Origin of the sequence: Rahnella woolbedingensis (assembly GCF_003602095.1) — a bacterium.
Lineage (GTDB): Bacteria > Pseudomonadota > Gammaproteobacteria > Enterobacterales > Enterobacteriaceae > Rahnella > Rahnella woolbedingensis.
Window position 1 is genome coordinate 83,507 of sequence record NZ_RAHH01000007.1, and the last position, 19,378, is coordinate 102,884.

Genomic DNA, 19,378 nt, shown 5'->3' on the forward strand with positions numbered 1-19,378 from the left:
AGCAAAACATCAGGCGCAGCCACAATCATCCGGTGCCAGCGCTTTTGCATAGTTTCCGCGTTCTTCACCCACAGCCAGCGGGTGCTGATCGCGGATCCAAAAGTCCAGCCCGCCAATCATTTCCTTCACCCTGAATCCCAGTTTCGCCAGTTTGTACGCGCCCTGCGTCGAACCGTTGCATCCGATCCCATCGCAGTACGTCACATACACCACCTCTTTACTGAGTTCACGGGTACTTTCTGCCGTCATCTGTTTATGTGGAAAACTGACCGAGCCCGGTACATGACCGCGCGCATAATGTTCAGCAGAACGGGTATCAATAACCACAATCCCGCTGACAGCGTTTTGTAAATCCGCAGCGACATCAGCGGCATCGGTGTAAAAACTCAGTTTCGACAGCAGATACGCAGCGCTGATTTCCGGTGACGGGGGGGTAAATCCCAAAACATAAGACTCTTGTTGCATAAACGCTTCCTCATAAAGTGACGTGACTGAAAACAGTTCCATCATCGCTGTTTTTGGTCTTATGATTAATGCCAATTATCTGCCAACCCTAAGACCCATTATGCCAGCGCAACTTCGGCCATCAGCACTGATTACGCTTTTCGAAAACACGGCGGCCACTGCCTCAGGATCCTCCACAGGTTTACGGGACAGACTGTGTGCGGCGTTGCGACAGGCAATGATGACCGGTGCACTCGCGAGCGGGGAAAGACTGCCCTCTTCCCGGATTCTGGCAAACGACCTCAAATTGTCACGCGTCACGGTAGAAGCCGCTTATGCTCAGGTCGAAGCCGAGGGATATTTGCAGCGACAGACCGGCAGAGGCACTTTCGTCAGCACTTCGTTGCCGCACGCCAGCGTATCGCGCAGCAATAAAACCCCCCAGGCGGGGCTTTCAAGACTGTCCGCACGGGGACAAAAAATGGTCACCACTGGCGGATGCCGCGATCCTCTGTCACCGGTGGCGTTCGCCGCAGGTTCCCCTGACCTGCGTGCTTTCCCGCTGAAAATCTGGAAACAGATCACCAGCAGGCAACTGCGGATTCAGGGCGAAAAATTGCTGGGATATGGCGATCCGCAGGGATATCGGCCTCTGCGCGAAGCGGTTGCCAGCTACTTGCAGCAATCCAGAGGCGTACTGTGCAGCCCGGAACAAATCCTCATTACGACCAGTTCGCAGCAGGCGCTTCAGTTGCTGGCAATGCTGCTTGTCGACCCTGAAGATACCGTCTGGATTGAACAGCCCGGTTATTTAGGCGCACGAAACGCTTTTGCCAGTGCCGGAGCCGACATTTGCGCTGTTCCGGTGGATGGGGAAGGAATGGCGCCGGAGCCCGATTTACCTGTGCCGCGCCTGATATATCTGACGCCTTCGCATCATTATCCGACCGGTGTCAGCCTGAGTTTGCCACGCCGTCTGCATCTGCTCGACTATGCAAAGCGTCACGGCTGCTGGATAGTCGAAGACGATTACGACAGCGAACTGCATTATGACGGGCGACCGCTGCCTGCCATGCAGGGGCTGGATAAACATCAGCAGGTCATTTATCTCGGCACTTTTTCGAAAGTGTTATTCCCGTCTTTACGGCTGGCCTACATGGTATTACCGCCCGCCCTCGTCACGCCGATGGTCACACTGCGCACAGTCAGTGATGGTCATTCTTCACAGCTGATGCAGGCCGTTACCGCTGAATTCATGCAGGCCGGACATTTCGCCTCACACCTGCGTTTATCCCGACAGCTTTACCACAGCCGCCGCGACCACCTGCTTTTGCAAATCAGACAGAAAATTGAGTGGCTCACTCCGCAAGTGGCTGCTGGTGGATTACAGCTTGCCGCTCACCTTCCTGCCGGACAGGAGCAATATTTCAGCACGCTCGCCGCACAGGCTGGCATTGAAACCCCGCGCCTTTCACCGTTATTTCTCGGCAATTCCGGCCAGCATCAGGACGGCTGGTTGCTGGGGTTCTCGGCATTAACGCCTGCTGAAATCACCGCTGCCGTGAACCGTCTGGCCCCGCTGAAGATATCCGCTATTTAGCGAACAGCGCCAGCAGCAGCCAGCCCGCCACGCCACTGAACAGCAGAAACGGGAAGGAGTAATAATGAAATCTGAGCCAGATCTTTTTGTCATTCGCCATGCGCAGCGCGATCAGATTTGCCAGCGATCCAATCGCCAGGCCGAAACCGCCGGCATTCACGGCGTAAGCCAGCAACGCGCCGGAAGGCAGATAGTTGATCATCAGAATTGTCGCCGGTACGTTGCTGATCACCTGAGAAAGTCCGATGCTGAGCAGATAATGTCCGTAATCCGGCAAACCTTGAATCTGTGCGAACGCGGGCTGTAAAGCCGGTAAGCCCACAATCAGGCGCACATCGATAAACATCACGATGAATACCAGGATCAGCGGCCAGTCGATGCGCAGCAATACGTCCCGCGCCAGCAGCAGGAAACACAAAATCACCGCCAGTAAGCCATACAGCGCCAGCTCCAGATCCACACAGGCGATAAACACCGCATACAGCGCCACGCAGCAAACCAGTAAGCGTTTCTGGAACGGATAGCCCTGATTGCTTTCCAGCTTTTTCAGGCTGTGCGAGGGGAAACAAAACCAGGTAACCACCAGCAGCGCGACCAGCGTGATTAACGCCAGCGGTGCCATCTGCCCGATGAAATGCAAAAACGACAAACCTGACTTATTCCACAGCAGGATGTTCTGCGGGTTGCCGATGGGCGTGAGCAGTGAACCGGCATTCACCGCCAGCGCTTCAAATATGATCAGTCTCGTCACCGGCAGTGACGTCAGTTTTTTCAGCGTGATCGTCAGCGGAATAACGATGAACAGCGCCACGTCGTTAGTCATAAACGTGGAAAGCACCGCCGCCGCCATCACCAGAAACAGCGCCAGCCTGCGTTCATTATCGATGGCGTTAATCATCTTGCGGCCAACAAAATCAAAATAGCCACTGACTTCAACGCCTTTGGTCAGCATCAGTAATCCCAGCAGCGTGACGATAGTGTCCCAGTCAACAAACTGCGGAAATTGGGTGATTTTTGCAGGCTGAAACAGCGTCAGAATGACGCCCAGCAGAACCAAAAGGTGCAGAAATTTGTCACGTAAAAAGGGTTTACCTACCGTGCCTAACGCCGCTATCAACATGTTTATTCTTCGCTGAATAAGATGCGCTGACGTTACCCGAAGAATCGAACCTCTGCCACTGCAAAAGTGTTTTCCCCGAGGCATCGCGCAAAAAAAACGAGGCTCATACAGAGCCCCGTCATCACGTTGCGAAACGTCCCGCAAATAAATTATTTCATGTCACTTCTGTGCAGGGTTAACTGACCGCAGAAACGACTTTCACTGCACGTCTGTTTTTCTGCCAGCGGAACACATCAATCAGCAGGAAAATCACCAGACTCGCGCCCATCACCGGCAATGAAATCGCCAGCCCGAGGGTGATGACAAAAATCGGGCATTGCAGGCTGAACGGCACGGATTTCCAGGTTTGCAGCAGGGTGACGGCCGGATTATTACCGTCACTGCTGACAGTTCTGCGCAGCCACCACAGGCGATATCCCCAGGCAATCATCACGCAAAGCCCGGTACCAAAAATTACCAGAATGGCCTGATTCCAGACGCCGAACAGGATCCCCATATGTGCATCCACGCCCCAGCGCGTCAGTTTAGCCAGCAGCGGGAAATCAGCAAAACGCACGTGATCGACAATCTGCAATGAGCCGGGGTCAACGGACACGGCATCCACCTGCGTCGGCCAACTGCGGTCGACTTCGGTCACCGTCCAGGCTTTACCAGTGGTATAAGCCGGACGAATTTCGATTTTATGTGCCTCTATACCCGATTCACGCGCAGCCTGAACCACGGCATCAAATGCCGAAGCTGAAACCGTGGCGGCCTGCGGAGCAGCAGGCATCGCGTGTTCGGACATGTCCATTTCCGGCATATCTGGCATATCAGCCATCTGCGCATGATGTTCTGCATGTTCGTCGGCCGGCACCGCCTCTGCCAGCGGGTCTAGATTGGTCTTCACCGCCGGCGTCATCCAGCCCATATAAGCACGTAACACGCCAATATTGTCGCCCGCCCATTGCGACCAGGTCAGACCGGTCGCCGAGAAGAACAGCAATCCGGCCAGCAATATCAGGCCGAGCGTGCTGTGCCAGCGGCGACTGCGCTGCTGTTTCTCAATGTTCTCAATTACTTTGCGCGGCGTACGGGATTTGCGGCTGGTCAGCCAGAGGATGACGCCGCCAAGCGCCGCCACCCAAAGCCATGACGCGGCGAGTTCGCTGTAAACACGCCCCGCATCGCCCAGCAACAGGCCGCGATGCAAATCATCCAGCCAGGTGCGGAAAGGCAAAATGCCGCTGGTGCCATACACCGTCATGTCACCTTTCACCGCCAGCGTTACCGGATCGATGAAAATTGCGCGGCTTTTGGATGCCCCGAGGTGCGGGTCTGAAAACATTACCCGCGTAGTTTCCCCCGCTGATGGTGCCGGTCGGACCGCGTAAATCTGTTTATCCTGACCGGTAACGTTTAGCGCCGCATCAATCTGTCGCGAAAGCGGCTGCGCTTCGCCTTTTGACGAGGTAAATAACGCATCGGCATAGAGATAATTTTCGAACTGGGGGGTCAGCACATATAACGTGCCGGTGAGTGCCGCGACAAAAATGAACGGGCCGACGAACAGACCGATATAGAAATGCACACGGCGCAGCAATGCCAGAAAGGCTGCCTGTGCAGGCAGTTTTTTACCCGCGCTGGCTGGCAGGTTTGCAGGTTGATTCATAAAGCTGATTTCCTGAATTTCAAATAGCACGCCGTCAACAGCGATAACAATCGCGGTTAACTTGAAAAATATGATTCAGAGGCAGTTACAGAAAAACAGGCGGTGCGCGGGGTTGGGAATCCGTGAAGAACAGTGAAGGGATCAGACGTTGTATGACAGCGCGCGGAGGGGTACGGCTGGAAAAATCCAGCGACCACTGCATTGGCATCGCCTGTAAATCGAGCATCGGTAAGTGCACCAGCAGCACGCAATAACCGCACGCAGCATCGCTCATGTCACCGGAAAGCATGGCTTTCACAGCATCCTGCGGCGCTGATTTACAGGTTTGCTTCTGACAATGTTCCATCGATGATGCGTGATGGCCTGACAACTCCATACCCGCCATCTCTGCGTCCGGCATGTCCATATCGGACATCATCATGCCGGGCATCATCATATGCTGCGCACCCTCAGCCACCAGCGATTTAGAAATCACCGGCGCAATAAACAACATCAGGATCGCCACAATTCCGAGCCAGGCCGGAACATGCAGATGTCGATGATGGATGTGTCTGAGTGAGAGCATTATGTCAACAAGGTGAAAATAAGAAGCGGCGAAATTGTACCTGAAATGTTGAAATAGAACAGAAGGGATAAATGACAGACGCAAAAAAGCCCGTATTAAACGGGCTTTTGGATAAAGATTTAACGACGGGAATTATTTGTCGTTTTTCAGCTTACGCATTACCAGCGTGGCGTTGGTGCCACCGAAGCCGAAGCTGTTGGACATCACCGTCGTCAGCTCGCGCTGAGTCGGTTTAGTGATGATGTCCATGCCTTCTGCCTGCTCATCGAGGTTTTCGATGTTGATGCTTGGCGCGATGAAGCCGTGTTCAGCCATCAGCAAGGTGTAGATGGCTTCCTGAACGCCTGCGGCACCCAGGGAGTGACCGGTCATGGCTTTGGTAGAAGACAGCGCCGGAGTTTTATCGCCGAACACTTCACGGATAGCGCCCAGTTCTTTCACGTCGCCGACCGGAGTAGAAGTTCCGTGCACGTTTACGTAATCGATTGGGGTATCCACGCCGTTCATTGCCATTTTCATGCAACGCACTGCGCCTTCGCCAGATGGCGCTACCATGTCTGCGCCGTCAGACGTTGCGCCGTAGCCAACGATTTCTGCGTAGATGTGTGCGCCACGTGCCAGAGCATGTTCCAGCTCTTCCACAACAACCATACCGCCGCCGCCTGCGATAACGAAACCGTCGCGCGCTTTGTCGTAGGTACGGGAAGCTTTGTCTGGCGTTTCGTTGTAGCTGGTGGACAGTGCGCCCATCGCGTCGAATTCACACGCCATTTCCCAGCACAGTTCTTCACCGCCGCCTGCAAACACAACGTCCTGTTTGCCCAGTTGGATCATTTCTACCGCGTTACCGATGCAGTGTGCAGAGGTGGCGCAGGCAGAACTGATGGAATAGTTAACACCGCGAATTTTAAACGGAGTGGCGAGGCAGGCAGAAACGCCGGATGCCATCGCTTTGGTCACCATGTAAGGACCCACGCCGCGCAGGCCTTTGGCACGCATACCGTCAGAACCCGCAACCTGGTTGCGTGGAGAACCGCCGCCGGAACCGGCAATCAGGCCGGTACGTTCGTTGGAAACCATTTCAGGGGTCAGACCGGAGTCTTCAATCGCCTGTTGCATGGAAAGGTAAGCGTAGATCGAAGCATCACTCATGAAACGCACAATCTTACGATCGATAAGGCCTGCGGTGTCTAATTTGACATCACCCCAGACGTGACTACGCATCCCGGCATCTTTCAGCTCTTGCGAGAAAGTGATCCCAGAGCGACCTTCCTGCAGAGATGCAAGAACTTCCTGCTTGTTGTTACCGATGCTCGAGATGATACCCAGGCCAGTAATCACTGCACGTTTCATTTAATACCTCTTGTACTATTCACCATTTGGGATTTCGTCACGCACTCTAGCGTACAGTTGTACGCCGAACAAGTCCGATCAGCAATTCCTTATGTAAATCGTGGTAAATTTGCGCAGGGTCAGGCGCAGCGTTAAACTCCGGCATCGCCTTGAACTGAGAGAGTTTCACGTGAGCCATAACCCGATCACGCCCGCTGAATTAAGCTGGAACGAACAGGGTACACCTGTTTCCCGACATTTTGATGACGTCTATTTTTCCAATCAGAGCGGCCTGCTGGAAACCCGTCATGTATTTCTCAATGGCAACCATTTTCCGGCGCGTTTTGCCGCCCACCCTCGTCCGCTGTGTATTATCGCGGAGACCGGCTTTGGCACCGGTTTGAACTTTTTGTCGCTGTGGCAGGCCTTCGATGCGTTTCACGCCGAAAGCCCTGATGCCACGCTGCAACGCCTGCATTTCATCAGCTACGAAAAATTCCCGCTGTCCGCCCGGGATCTCGCAACAGCGCATAAGCAATGGCCCGAACTTGCTGCGTATTCAGAGCAACTTTGCGAGCAATGGCCGATGGCCTTTTCCGGCTGCCATCGCCTGTTACTGGCGGGCGGGCGCATCACGCTCGACCTGTGGTTCGGCGATGTGACTACCCTGCTTCCGGCATGTGACACCAGTATGAATCAGCAGGTCGATGCCTGGTTTCTTGATGGCTTCGCGCCTTCCAAAAACCCCGACATGTGGACCGAAGAGTTATTCCGTTCCATGGCAAAAATGACCCGTCCGCAAGGTACCTTTGCGACATTTACGGTGGCCGGTTTCGTGCGCCGTGGATTGCAGGATGCCGGTTTCGACATCGGTAAAGTGCCGGGGTTCGGCGAAAAACGACATATGTTGGCTGGCTTTATACCAGCAGAAAGGCCAGCAGGAATTGACGTACCTCATCCCGCGCCGTGGTATGTGCGTCCGGCGGCGAAAAATGCCACAGAATTTGCGGTGTCAGGCGGCGGTGTCGCCAGCGCTGTATTATCCCTCGCGCTGCTTCGCCGTGGCTATTCGGTGACGCTGTACTGTGCTGATGAAAAACCGGCGCTCGGCGCTTCCGGTAACCGTCAGGGCGCGGTGTATCCGCTGCTCAATGGCCGTGGCGACACGCTGGAACACTTTTTCGCGCACGCCTTCACTTTCGCCCGCCGTCAGTATGCACAGCTTGAAAAACTGGGTGTTCCTTTCGATCACGGCTGGAGCGGCGTAACGCAGCTCGGCTATGACGAAAAAAGCCAGGGCAAAATCGACGGCATACTCAGCAGTGGCTGGCCGGAAGAACTGGCAAAAGGACTGAGTGAAGAAGATGTGGAAGCGTTATGCGGATTACCGTGCGGCAGCGGCGGCGTGACCTATCCGCTCGGTGCATGGCTGTGCCCGGCAGAACTGACCGCATCGCTGATTAATCTGGGCGAAGCACAGGGGTTAACGGTGCATTATCGCCAGCGCGTGACTGCATTAGATTTTGACGCAGATTCACAATGGACACTGACCTTTGCCGATGACCATACGGCCCGTCATCAGGCGGTAGTACTGGCGAACGGCGCGGATATTACGGATTTCAGCCAGACTGAAAAATTGCCGGTTTACGCGGTCAGCGGTCAGGTTTCTCATATTCCCACCACACCGGCGCTGAGCAAGCTGAAACAGGTGCTGTGCTACGACGGTTATATGACGCCGGTCAGTGTGCAAAACCAGCATCATTGCATTGGCGCAAGCTATCACCGCGCAGATAAATGTACGGATTATCGTGACGACGATCAGCAGGAAAACCGCCAGCGCCTGATCAACTGCCTGCCGGAGCAGCAATGGCCGCATGACGTGGATGTCAGTGAATGCCAAGCGCGCAACGGTGTGCGTTGTGCAACGCGGGATCACCTGCCGATGATAGGCTCTGTGTCTGATTACGACGCGCTGCTGGAAAGCTATAAAAAGCTGGATCTGGATATTCAGCGTCACCGCCCGGTCGCTGCGGCACCGCATTACGAAAATCTGTTCCTGTTTGGTGCGCTCGGTTCACGCGGGCTGAGCTCCGCGCCGCTCGGTGCAGAAATTCTGGCCGCGCAGATTGCCGGTGAGCCAATACCTCTGGACAGTGAAACGCTGGCGGCACTCAATCCGAACCGCATGTGGGTCAGAAAACTGCTGAAAGGCCGTCCGGTCGAATCGCATTAATCCGCCCTTCCTCAGGCAATAAAAAAGCGCAGCCGGTGAAACCGTCGCTGCGCTTTTTTTTACTGAAACAGAGATTATTTTGGCAGGGAAGCCTGGTACAGATTTTCCCACATCCCCTGCACTAAAGCCTGATCGCGCGGTGAAAGCTCACCGGCCTGAATAGCTTTATTCAAACCCTCCTGAACACGGATTTTCAGTGCTTCGGCGGTGTGCTCACCATTTTCTTCCGCTTCTGCCACGGCGACGGTCAGGTGGCCTCGCAGATAGCCACTGGCAAATAACTCATCGTCGCTGGCGCTTTCGACCATGTCGTCGATCAGCGTTAAAATCCGCGTTTCAAATTCTGCGATCATTACTCTTCCTCTCGTGTTCAGTGCTTATTCGACCGGCTGCAAGGCAGGGAAATCTGCAGGCGTCAAAGGAGCCGTATTGTAAAATGATTGTAACGCTTTAATAAAGCGCGCCGGTCTTTCCGGAATGCCCTGCTCCAGCATACGCAGTACTTCTTCTCGCACTTTGTTCTGGAAACCCACGCGATCCGGCTCGCAATCGCCGCTCAGATTGTCGCAGCTGACGTTGAAATTAAAGCCTGCCGCTGCGCAGAACAACCATTCGTAAGATTGCGGTTTGATTTCCACTTTCTCAAATTCACTTTGCGTTTGTGCGTCACGACCGTCCGGGCAGTACCAGTAGCCGAAATCCACCCGCTTATGGCGTTCAGCACCGGCCACGCACCAGTGGGAAATCTCATGCATGCCGCTGGCGTAATAACCGTGTGCGAACACAATGCGGTTAAACGGCTCTTGTTCATCAGCAGGCAGATAGATCGGTTCGTCGTCGCCTTTCACAAGGCGAACGTTGAATTCCTCAAAGAAACAGGAATCAAAGATGTCGATCAATTGATGATAGTTATGTGTTGCAGTCGAATCAGACATAAAAGCTGTGAAACTCAGTAAGTGAGAAAGGGCGACAATATACCCTTGTTTAAACACCCGATTTCATGACCTCAGGCAAGCATTTTGCTGCTCCTGAGATTATAAATGCAGGCTTAACCATTGATGGATTTCGGCACCATGATTGTCATAAATCAGTTTGCAGCTCATCACCACAGAAACAGCGACCACCATCGGGCGGATCATCTTCTGGCCTTTGGTCAGCACCATGCGTGCGCCAAGTCGCGCGCCGATAAATTGCCCGGCCGCCATGACAAATCCCAGCACCCAAATCACTTTGCCGCCCAGTATAAAGAAGATCAGGCCACCCAGGTTTGAGGTGAAATTCAGGACTTTCGCATGTGCCGTGGCTTTTGCCAGGTTAAACCCGCATAACGTCACGAAAGCCAGCGCGTAGAAAGACCCTGCACCGGGACCGAAAAAGCCGTCATAGAAACCGACGCAACCGCCGCCCACCAGCGCATACGGCAACGCATTTAAACGTCTTGCCCGGTCACTTTCACCCAGTCTCGGCGTCAGTAAAAAATATAAACCGATGCAGATGATCAGCAGCGGCAACACCTGACGCAGCATATCTGCGCGCATGTGCTGGATAAGGATCGCGCCAATCACCGAACCGATAAAGGTACAGGCGATATTGAGCTTTTGATCGTTAAGATCCACCACACCACGCCGCACAAAGTACAGGCTGGCCGAAAAGGATCCGCCAATCGACGACAATTTATTGGTCGCAATCGCCTGTGCTGGCGGAACCCCCGCCGCGAGCAGCGCTGGCAGGCTGATCAGCCCGCCGCCACCTGCGATGGAATCAATGAAACCGGCAAACAGTGCAACGAAAAATAAAACAACCAAAACCCACGGGGCAACAATCAACCAGTCCATTTTTCTGTCAGCTCGCTATGCGTGGCGAAGAGTGAGTGAAACCTGTTAAAGAACGTGTTTATCCAACAACGCCTGACAAGACGGCGGCAACGGAGGCGGCGCTTTTTTCACAGAGGTTCCGCTGCCCGGTTTCGGCGGCAGGAACCAGCTTTGCAGCTCAGCGCCACAACCATCACCCGGAGGCGGCGGTGCCTGATTTTCACACTCGAGATTACCGACCGGACAACGCAGACGAACGTGCATATGTGCGCGATGACCAAACCACGGACGCACTTTATGCAGCCATTCGCGATCCGTTCCCGCATCCAGGCAAAGCTGTTGCTTGATGGCCGGATTGACAAAAATTCGCACGACTTCTTTATCCTGCGCGGCCATTTTGATCAGCGTTTCGATACGCGGCTGCCACTGGCTCGGCACTATGGATTTACCGTTCGCACTCACCAGGTCGATAGGCTGTGGTTTTAGCAGCATCTGCTCGCTCCAGCGCTGGCGTGGCAGTTGCAGCCAGATATCCACATCCAGCCCTGACTGATGGCTGGCATGACCGCTGCTGAAACGACCACCGGCGGGCATCGCCATATCACCGACCAGCATGGTGCCCAGACCTTTTTGCTGCGCCTGAGTGCCAAGACGGGAGATAAATGCCAGTAAATCCGGCTGCCCGAAATAACGACGCTGATCGGTGCGCATCACCTGATAATCCGGTGAGTTCAGCGGCAATGGCTGAGCGCCCACCTGACAACCGTTGGCATAGCTGCCGATGGCTTCAGGCGTGCCCGAGATGGGCTGGGTGATTTTCTGCCATGGCGTTGCCGCCAGAGCAGGTGCGCAAAGCGCCAGCGCCAGAAGACTGCCGCAGACGGCTTTTATCGCCGGATTTGTGCGTAAGGTTTTCATCTGTGGCTTACCAGCGTGGTACGGAAGAATTGACGTCGCCGTTCTGGGCGCGCTGACGCAATAAGTGATCCATCAGCACGATCGCCATCATCGCTTCGGCAATCGGCACGGCGCGGATCCCGACGCAGGGATCATGACGGCCTTTGGTGATCATCTCGACCTGCTCGCCTTCACGGTTGATAGTGCGTCCCGGAACGGTGATGCTGGAAGTGGGTTTCAGCGCCAGATGGGCTACAACCGGCTGCCCGCTGCTGATCCCGCCGAGAATGCCGCCCGCATGGTTACTTTCGAAACCGTTCGGGGTGATTTCGTCACGATTTTCGCTGCCGCGTTTGGTAACAACCGCAAAGCCGTCGCCAATTTCCACACCTTTGACCGCGTTAATGCTCATCAGCGCGTGCGCCAGGTCGGCATCCAGACGGTCAAACACCGGTTCACCAAGACCAACCGGCACGTGATCTGCCACGACAGTGATTTTGGCACCAATCGAATCGCCTTCTTTTTTCAGCGCGCGCATCAGTTCGTCCAGCACTTCCAGTTTGCTTTCATCCGGGCAGAAGAACGGGTTGGTTTCGACCAGATCCCAGTCTTTCAGTTCGCAGGTGATATCGCCCATCTGGGACATATAACCACGCACTTTCACGCCGAATTTTTCCAGCAGGTATTTCTTGGCAACTGCGCCAGCGGCTACGCGCATCGCGGTTTCACGGGCAGAAGAACGGCCACCACCACGGTAATCGCGCACGCCGTATTTTTGCTCGTAGGTGTAATCGGCATGTCCCGGACGGAATACGTCTTTGATTGCGCTGTAATCCTGCGAACGCTGGTCGGTGTTCTGGATAATCAGACCGATGCTGGTGCCGGTGGTCACGCCTTCAAAGACGCCGGAGAGAATTTTCACTTCGTCGGCTTCGCGGCGTTGAGTGGTATAGCGCGACGTGCCCGGACGACGACGGTCGAGGTCATGTTGCAGGTCTGCTTCGGTCAGCGCAATGCCCGGCGGCACGCCGTCAATAATACAGCCCAGTGCCACACCGTGGGATTCGCCAAAAGTAGTGACGCGGAAAAACTGCCCAATACTGTTCCCTGCCATCACGGCTCCTTAACCATTATGTAGAGTGATTTTTGAATGACCGGCATAGCACCGGTCATGATTGTCAGCGATGACGGGTAAATCAGTCGCGGTATGCGCGGAATTCTTCGGCGCAATCGACCAGCTGCTGTTTAGTTAGCATAAAGACACCGTCGCCGCCGTTTTCAAATTCAAGCCAGGTGAACGGGATCTCAGGATATTGATCCATCAGATGCACCATACTGTTGCCTACTTCGCAGATCAGCACACCGTTATCGGTCAGGTAATCCGGCGCACAGGCCAGAATGCGACGGGTCAGTTTCAGACCATCGCTGCCGGAAGCCAGACCCAGAACCGGCTCGTGGCGATATTCCTGCGGCAGGTCAGACATGTCTTCTTCATCGACATACGGCGGATTCGTCACGATCAGGTCGTACTGCAACGCAGGCAATTCGCGGAACAGGTCGGAGCGGATTGGCGTCACCCAGTTTTCGATGCCGTGCGTGTCGATATTGCGCTCGGCCACGGCCAGCGCATCGGCAGAAATGTCTACCGCATCCACTTCGGTTTCAGGGAATGCGTAAGCACAGGCAATAGCGATACAGCCACTGCCGGTACACATATCGAGAATGTGCTGCGGCTTATCCTGCAAAATCCCTTCGAAGCGGTTGTTGATAAGCTCACCAATCGGCGAACGTGGCACCAGAACGCGCTCATCGACATAAAACTCCATGTCGCAGAACCAGGCTTTGTTGGTCAGATAGGCGACCGGAACACGTTCGTTGACGCGGCGGATCACGCGCTCAACGATGAGGTGGCGCTCGCTGGAAGTCAGACGCGCGGTGTGCATATCCTCAGGAATGTCCAGCGGCAAAAACACGCTTGGCAAAACCAGCTGCACTGCTTCGTCCCACGGGTTATCGGTGCCGTGACCGTAATAGACATTGGCCGCGTTCAGGCGGCTGACGGTCCAGCGCAGCATATCCTGAATGGTATGCAGTTCACTGACGGCTTCGTCGACGAAAATTTTGTCCAATTTTATTCTCCAGGCAGTGCACGGGTTTTTAACAGACGTTTAACCCATTATTTGCCGCATAGTTTGCCACGAAGCCCGCCACAAATCAGCAGCTAGTCAACGCACTTGCGCGAAGTCTCGAAGAATTTAACCCTGAGTTTTCTTTAAACCGCAGGGCGGCGGAAGGTACACTGTGTTTATTGAGCGAAAATGACGATGAAATGATGAAGAAAAAGCACCTGCTCAGCCCGGAAGAAACCGCGTTATTCCGCGAGGCTGTACCGGGCGTCAAGCGCCTGAAAAACGATACAATTACGCACCGCCCCCGGCGAAAAAAGGTGGCAGAGTTATCACCTAAAAAGCTGATTCAGGAGCAGGTGGACGCGAGTTATTATTTTTCTGATGAATTCCAGCCGATGTTGCAGGAAGAGGGACCGGTCAGGCATATCCGCCCTGATGTCAGCCATTTTGAATTGAAAAAATTACGCCGCGGGGATTATTCACCCGAGCTGTTTCTCGATTTACACGGGTTAACACAGAAAGAAGCCAAACAGGAACTGGGCGCGCTGATCGCCGCCTGCCGCCGCGAGCATGTGCATTGCGCCTGCGTCATGCACGGTCACGGCAAACATATTCTCAAGCAACAAACGCCTTTATGGCTGGCGCAGCATCCTGACGTCGAAGCCTTCCATCAGGCACCGAAAGAACTCGGCGGCACCGCTGCCCTGCTGGTGCTGGTGGAACTGGACGACAAAATCAGCTGAACCCACCCGATTTCAGAAACGAGAAAGGCACAGCCGGAGCTGTGCCTTTCTTTTGTCTGTCGCTGAGCTGTCTGTCTCAGAACAGATCCCCTAAAAAATTCGAATTGCAGGACTAAACCTGCTTGCAGCGGCCCCTTCAGGGGCGAAGCCGCAGGCTGAGTAACGCGGCAAGAAAAATGATCCCGATAAGCTTACTCAGGTAAGCGATTCGGGTAATTTATCGCAGCCAACGCATCTGCAATGCGAAGTATGACAGGGATTATACTTTGGCCATCACCTGGCACGGGCTGAACTGCCAGTCAAAAGTGCCTTGCCCGGTTTCACCGTTCAGCTCGACGCTGGCCATGGCTGAGGTGGCAAACATCGGCGGACAAACGCCCGGACACAGTTCTGCAACCAGATAACCGACCAGTGGCAGATGGGATACCACCAGCACAGCGCTGACGCCGGTCAGCGCCAGATGTTGCAGCTCACTGGCGACCAGAGCAGGATCACCGCCCGGCGTCAGTTCCTTGAGAACATCAATATCTACGTTTTCAGGCAGAGACAGACACTGGCGAACTTTTTCAAGCGTCTGCTGCGCACGCAGGTACGGACTGACCAGAACGCGATCAATTTTGACACCACGGCCATTAAGCCAGGCCGCCATATGTACTGATTCGTCACATCCGCATTCGCTTAACGGGCGAACTGAATCGCTTGCAGCTTCGAGAACTGCATCACCGTGACGCATAATTACAACTTGCATATTGCACCGCTTTTGTTAACAAAAATAGCGCTATACAGAAACGCCGTGCGTGCTGTATTACCCATTGCCCAGCTGTTTTTCATCATGTTTCAAATGACCTTTCTCATTACAAGATAGCTGTAAGGCAGTACATCCACTTAACCGGCTGTGCCCACATGCTTTGCATGGTAAGTATCAGCGGTCGGGCATTTTGCCTGAAAGTTCACGTAAAGAAAACGCTGTTTTTTACACCAACACTTACTGCTTGTAAACTGCTCAGGCGATTATTTAACCACTCGGGTTGTAGATCAACCGGTTGGGATCGTTTCTGTACAAAGTCAGTCCCACCATAAAAAAGATCCCGCAGGCCTTCGGCTGGCCACAAGCAGGATCTATTCCAGATTCCCGCGAAACTCAGAAATAAGCAGTGACAGCAGTCACACTTTGCTGACCTTTTCGCTTACTTCGCCTGCCAGACCTTCTGCCGGAAAACAATACTCACCCTGCTCCGCCCGGCGTACCAGCCCTTCGCAAGGCTTGAAATGTTCGCCATAGCGCTGCGCCAGCTGTTCCAGCGTTTTCACCATGTTCGCTGCACCGAGTGTATCGATGTAACGGAACGGCCCCCCCCTGAATGGCGGGAAGCCGATACCAAACACCGCACCCAGGTCGCCATCCCGCGCACTGCGGATAACCTGCTCATCCAGACAACGCACCGCTTCGTTAAGCATCAGCATGACGCAGCGCTGCGCGATGTCTTCTTCTGACAGCTGCGCTTTCGGCGTCACGTTCAGCAACCGGTAAATCGTGGGATCGACCTGTTTCTGTTTCGACGCGCGGCCTTTTTGCCCGTAAAGATAGAAACCTTTGCCGTTCTTACGCCCTTTACGATCGTCTTTCAGCACCGCATCAAAACCTGATGGCGCGGCGAAACGCTCGCCAAACGCCTCTACCAGAATCGGGCTGATTTTCGTGCCGACATCGATACCGACCTCATCCAGCAACTGTATCGGCCCGACCGGGAATCCGAAATTCACCAGCGCTTTATCGATGTGATCGACAGGTTCTCCGGCCAGCAGACAGCGCGCCGCCTCATTGATATAAGGTGCAAGAATGCGGTTTACATAGAATCCGGCGCTGTCGCCCACTACAATCGCTGTTTTCCCCTGTTTCTTCGCCAGGGAAACGGTGGTCGAAATGGTCTGCGCACTGGTTCCCGCATGGGGAATGACTTCCACCAGCGGCATTTTATCCACCGGACTAAAATAGTGCAGGCCGATCACCTGTTCAGGCCGGCTGGCCTGCTCTGCAATCTTATGGATGGGCAGTGAAGAGGTATTTGAAGCAAAGATAGTGTGCGGAGCGGCATTTTTCTCGATTTCCGCCACCATCGACTGTTTGAGCGATAAGTCTTCAAAGACTGCTTCCACCACGATATCAATCTGCGCAAAGCCGCTGTAATCCGTGGTGCCGGAAATCAGCATCATCTGCCGTTGCTGCTCGTTGCGGGTCAGCCTGCGGCTGCGTACCTTTTTCTCCAGCAAATCCCAGCTGTATTTCAGCGCATGACGGATGCCTTCCTGATTGATGTCTTTGATGCGCACCGGCAAACCGGCTTTGGTCGCGGTCACGTTGGCGATACCACCGCCCATCAGCCCGCCACCCAGAATACCGACGCGCCGCACCGGCAGCGGTTGCGCATCGCCACCCTTTTCTTTTTTCAGCGCGGTGGAGGCGAAAAACAGGCCGCGCAATGCTGCGGATTCCGGCGTCATCACCAGTTCACCAAAGGCTTTGGCTTCGGCCTGATAGCCGTTACCGCTGCCCTGATCGAGACCGGTTTTCACCACATCAATAATCTTTTCGGTCGCCGGATAATTTCCGTGCGTTTTGGCCCGCGTCTGTTTACGTACAAAATGGAACAGTACACTTTTACCCAGCGGGCCACCGGCCAGCCGCGCCTGCCACGGTAACGGCGGACGTGACTTACGCCCTTTCGCTACGCGCTCAAGCGCGGTTTGCAGCAAAATAGAATAAGGAACGGCGTCATCTACCAGCCCCATTCTCAGCGCCTGTTTCGCGCGAATGCTCCGACCGGTTAACATCATATCCAGCGCTTTCGTCGCGCCGATTAAGCGCGGCAGACGCTGCGTCCCGCCAGAACCCGGCAGCAAGCCAAGCTGGACTTCCGGCAGGCCAAGTTGCGTTTTGTCATCAAGCGAACAGACGCGCGAATGGCACGCCAGCGCCAGCTCAAGTCCGCCGCCCAGACAGGCGCCGTGGATGGCAGCAACGACGGGGACTGGAAATGAGGCAATCTGCGACATCACCGTCTGACCTTTTTGCGCCAGATTGCTGGCTTCAGCCGCGGTCTTGCAGCCCGATATCATGGTGATATCCGCACCCGCAATAAAAGAGTCGGATTTGCCGGAAACCAGTACCAGCCCTTTCAGATTCGGATATTGCTGGGTTTTTTGCAAAATGGTACAGATTTGCTCTGCAAATTCAGCCTTTAGGGTATTCACTTTCTCGCCGGGAACGTCGATGGTGATAATTCCGACATGCTCCGCTGTAAACATCAGTGAGAAAGCAGAAACCGGTTCTGCCGGAATGATTTCCGGAATGTTTGGGTTTTCCATATTGTCTCTCATTGCGCTGCCTCCAGGATCATCGCTGCGCCCAGACCACCGGCGGCACAGGCCGTTGTCAGCCCGTATTTTCCGCCACGACGGCGTAATTCGTGCAATGTCTGCGTAATCATTCGCGCGCCGGTAGCGGCAAAAGGGTGCCCGTAGGCCAGAGAACCGCCCAGAACGTTAAATTTATCCCAGTCTATTTCACCAACTGCCTGACTGCGCCCGAGTTTTTCGCGGGCAAATTCATCACTGGCTAACATTTTGATATTCGCCAGCGTCTGCGCCGCGAACGCTTCGTGCATATCGATAAGATCTAAATCCCCCAGCGTCAGTCCTGCACGATCCAGCGCCAGCGGCGTCGCGTAAGCGGGCCCGAGAAGCATGTCTTCCCAGACGTCGATGGCGGCAAACGCAAAACTTTTCAGGTAGCCGAGCGGTTCCAGACCGAGCTCACGCGCCCGCGATTCACTCATCATTAATACCGCTGCCGCGCCGTCGGTCAGCGGCGTGCTGGTCGCGGCGGTCACAGTGCCATGCTTGCGATCAAATGCCGGACGCAATTTGGCGTATTGCCCGATTTCGGAATTCAGGCGGATGTTGTTGTCTTTTTGCAGCACTTCACGGTAAGGCGGGATCTGTGCGGCCATTACCTGAGAATTCAGATAGCCCTGTTCCCACGCCTCTGCCGCCAGGGTGTGCGAACGGTGCGCGAGTTCATCCTGCTGCTGGCGGGAAATATTATGGCTTTTCGCCATCTGTTCAGCGGTATCACCCATGCGCAGGCCGGTGGAATACTCAGCCACCGCAGGCGGTACCGGCATCAGGTCGCGCAGTTTTAGTTTGCTGAAAATGGACAGACGCTGCGACAAAGTGCGCGCTTTATTGACATCCACCAGCGCACGGGCGAGGCGTTTGCTGACGCCAATCGGCAGTACCGAAGAGGAATCGGCTCCGCCCGCAATGCCTACGCTGATGGTGCCGCTCATAATGCTTTCCGCGACGTTGGCGACGGCCTGAAAACTGGTGGCGCAGGCACGCGATACGCTATAAGCGTCAGTGGAGACATTCATACCGGTGCCGAGCACGATTTCGCGTGCAATGTTTGGCGCTTCCGGCATCTGCACCACCTGACCGAATACCAGCTGATCGATGACCTTCGGGTCGATCCCACTTTTCGCCAGTAATTCACTGACCACTATTTTGCCCAGATCCACAGCGGGGATGCCGTGATAGGCGGTGGCCTGTTTGGCGAATGGCGTGCGCAAACCATCGACAATCGCAATGCGATCCCCTTCACGCGTGACCAGTGGAATGACTTTGTTCATACAAGCTCCTGAAGAAATAGGGTCTTAAGAGGTCAGACCTGATAACTCAGTTTTAACTATGTATTTACATTTGGCAAAGCGAAAGGCTATGAAGTGAGAGCAACTGCAAATTTTTTAGAATCAGAACAAGAAGAAACGAAGCAGGAAGGAATTTCAGGCAAA

At 54.5% G+C, this 19,378-nt stretch carries 17 protein-coding genes; 3 read left to right on the top strand and 14 right to left on the bottom strand.

Annotated elements, in window-relative coordinates:
* Window positions 1-9 precede the first annotated feature (9 nt).
* Window positions 10-465 carry a rhodanese-like domain-containing protein gene (locus tag D6C13_RS07285; RefSeq protein WP_120132134.1) on the bottom strand — a complete coding sequence of 152 codons (456 nt, stop codon included), beginning with the start codon at window positions 463-465 and terminating at the stop codon, window positions 10-12.
* A 100-nt stretch (window positions 466-565) separates the two neighbouring features.
* Here D6C13_RS07285 and pdxR point away from each other — a divergent pair, with 100 nt between their 5' ends.
* On the top strand, window positions 566-2,044 hold the full coding sequence (gene pdxR / locus D6C13_RS07290; protein ID WP_120132135.1) for a MocR-like pyridoxine biosynthesis transcription factor PdxR: 1,479 nt from the start codon (window positions 566-568) through the stop codon (window positions 2,042-2,044).
* Here pdxR and D6C13_RS07295 read toward each other — a convergent pair.
* From D6C13_RS07295 to fabB, 4 genes are all read right to left on the bottom strand, one after another.
* Window positions 2,037-3,164 (bottom strand): SLC13 family permease, encoded by a 1,128-nt coding sequence (locus tag D6C13_RS07295; RefSeq protein WP_120132136.1) that lies wholly within the window; start codon window positions 3,162-3,164, stop codon window positions 2,037-2,039. The two genes, pdxR and D6C13_RS07295, sit on opposite strands and share 8 nt — an antisense overlap.
* A 175-nt stretch (window positions 3,165-3,339) precedes the next feature.
* Window positions 3,340-4,815: a PepSY-associated TM helix domain-containing protein gene (locus tag D6C13_RS07300; RefSeq protein WP_120132137.1), complete on the bottom strand. Its 1,476-nt coding sequence runs from the start codon at window positions 4,813-4,815 to the stop codon at window positions 3,340-3,342.
* Between the two features lie 85 nt (window positions 4,816-4,900).
* Window positions 4,901-5,380 carry a DUF2946 domain-containing protein gene (locus D6C13_RS07305; protein WP_120132138.1) on the bottom strand — a complete coding sequence of 160 codons (480 nt, stop codon included), beginning with the start codon at window positions 5,378-5,380 and terminating at the stop codon, window positions 4,901-4,903.
* Between the two features lie 132 nt (window positions 5,381-5,512).
* Window positions 5,513-6,733, bottom strand: a complete 1,221-nt coding sequence (fabB, locus tag D6C13_RS07310) for a beta-ketoacyl-ACP synthase I (RefSeq protein WP_095922883.1) — start codon at window positions 6,731-6,733, stop codon at window positions 5,513-5,515.
* Window positions 6,734-6,902: 169 nt separating this feature from the next.
* Between fabB and mnmC the strand changes: the two genes are divergently transcribed.
* Entirely contained in the window at window positions 6,903-8,945 is a 2,043-nt protein-coding gene (gene mnmC, locus D6C13_RS07315; protein ID WP_120132139.1) for a bifunctional tRNA (5-methylaminomethyl-2-thiouridine)(34)-methyltransferase MnmC2/FAD-dependent 5-carboxymethylaminomethyl-2-thiouridine(34) oxidoreductase MnmC1, read from the top strand.
* A gap of 74 nt (window positions 8,946-9,019) precedes the next feature.
* On the opposite strand, the gene D6C13_RS07320 is transcribed toward mnmC, so the two are convergent.
* The 6 genes from D6C13_RS07320 to prmB form a co-directional block, all read right to left on the bottom strand.
* The gene (locus D6C13_RS07320) at window positions 9,020-9,298 is read right to left on the bottom strand and encodes a YfcL family protein (protein ID WP_120132140.1); all 279 of its coding nucleotides are present in this window, start codon (window positions 9,296-9,298) and stop codon (window positions 9,020-9,022) included.
* A 24-nt stretch (window positions 9,299-9,322) separates the two neighbouring features.
* The gene (locus D6C13_RS07325) at window positions 9,323-9,880 is read right to left on the bottom strand and encodes an elongation factor P hydroxylase (RefSeq protein WP_120132244.1); all 558 of its coding nucleotides are present in this window, start codon (window positions 9,878-9,880) and stop codon (window positions 9,323-9,325) included.
* 99 nt (window positions 9,881-9,979) lie between these two features.
* Complete coding sequence (locus D6C13_RS07330) at window positions 9,980-10,780, bottom strand: sulfite exporter TauE/SafE family protein (RefSeq protein ID WP_120132141.1); 801 nt, start codon at window positions 10,778-10,780, stop codon at window positions 9,980-9,982.
* Between the two features lie 45 nt (window positions 10,781-10,825).
* Window positions 10,826-11,677: a penicillin-insensitive murein endopeptidase gene (mepA, locus tag D6C13_RS07335; protein WP_167457994.1), complete on the bottom strand. Its 852-nt coding sequence runs from the start codon at window positions 11,675-11,677 to the stop codon at window positions 10,826-10,828.
* A 7-nt stretch (window positions 11,678-11,684) separates the two neighbouring features.
* Entirely contained in the window at window positions 11,685-12,770 is a 1,086-nt protein-coding gene (aroC, locus tag D6C13_RS07340; protein WP_120132142.1) for a chorismate synthase, read from the bottom strand.
* An 82-nt stretch (window positions 12,771-12,852) separates the two neighbouring features.
* A complete protein-coding gene (prmB, locus tag D6C13_RS07345; RefSeq protein WP_120132143.1) occupies window positions 12,853-13,785 on the bottom strand; it encodes a 50S ribosomal protein L3 N(5)-glutamine methyltransferase in 933 nt (310 codons plus the stop codon).
* Window positions 13,786-13,988: 203 nt separating this feature from the next.
* On the opposite strand from prmB, the gene smrB reads away from it, so the two are divergent.
* Window positions 13,989-14,528: an endonuclease SmrB gene (gene smrB / locus D6C13_RS07350; RefSeq protein ID WP_120132246.1), complete on the top strand. Its 540-nt coding sequence runs from the start codon at window positions 13,989-13,991 to the stop codon at window positions 14,526-14,528.
* A gap of 259 nt (window positions 14,529-14,787) precedes the next feature.
* Here smrB and sixA read toward each other — a convergent pair whose 3' ends face one another.
* The 3 genes from sixA to fadI form a co-directional block, all read right to left on the bottom strand.
* Complete coding sequence (gene sixA / locus D6C13_RS07355) at window positions 14,788-15,276, bottom strand: phosphohistidine phosphatase SixA (RefSeq protein WP_120132144.1); 489 nt, start codon at window positions 15,274-15,276, stop codon at window positions 14,788-14,790.
* Between the two features lie 416 nt (window positions 15,277-15,692).
* Window positions 15,693-17,906: a fatty acid oxidation complex subunit alpha FadJ gene (gene fadJ / locus D6C13_RS07360; protein ID WP_120132145.1), complete on the bottom strand. Its 2,214-nt coding sequence runs from the start codon at window positions 17,904-17,906 to the stop codon at window positions 15,693-15,695.
* Window positions 17,903-19,216 (bottom strand): acetyl-CoA C-acyltransferase FadI, encoded by a 1,314-nt coding sequence (gene fadI / locus D6C13_RS07365; protein WP_120132146.1) that lies wholly within the window; start codon window positions 19,214-19,216, stop codon window positions 17,903-17,905. Before fadI ends, fadJ begins: the two co-directional genes overlap by 4 nt.
* Window positions 19,217-19,378: the final 162 nt, after the last annotated feature.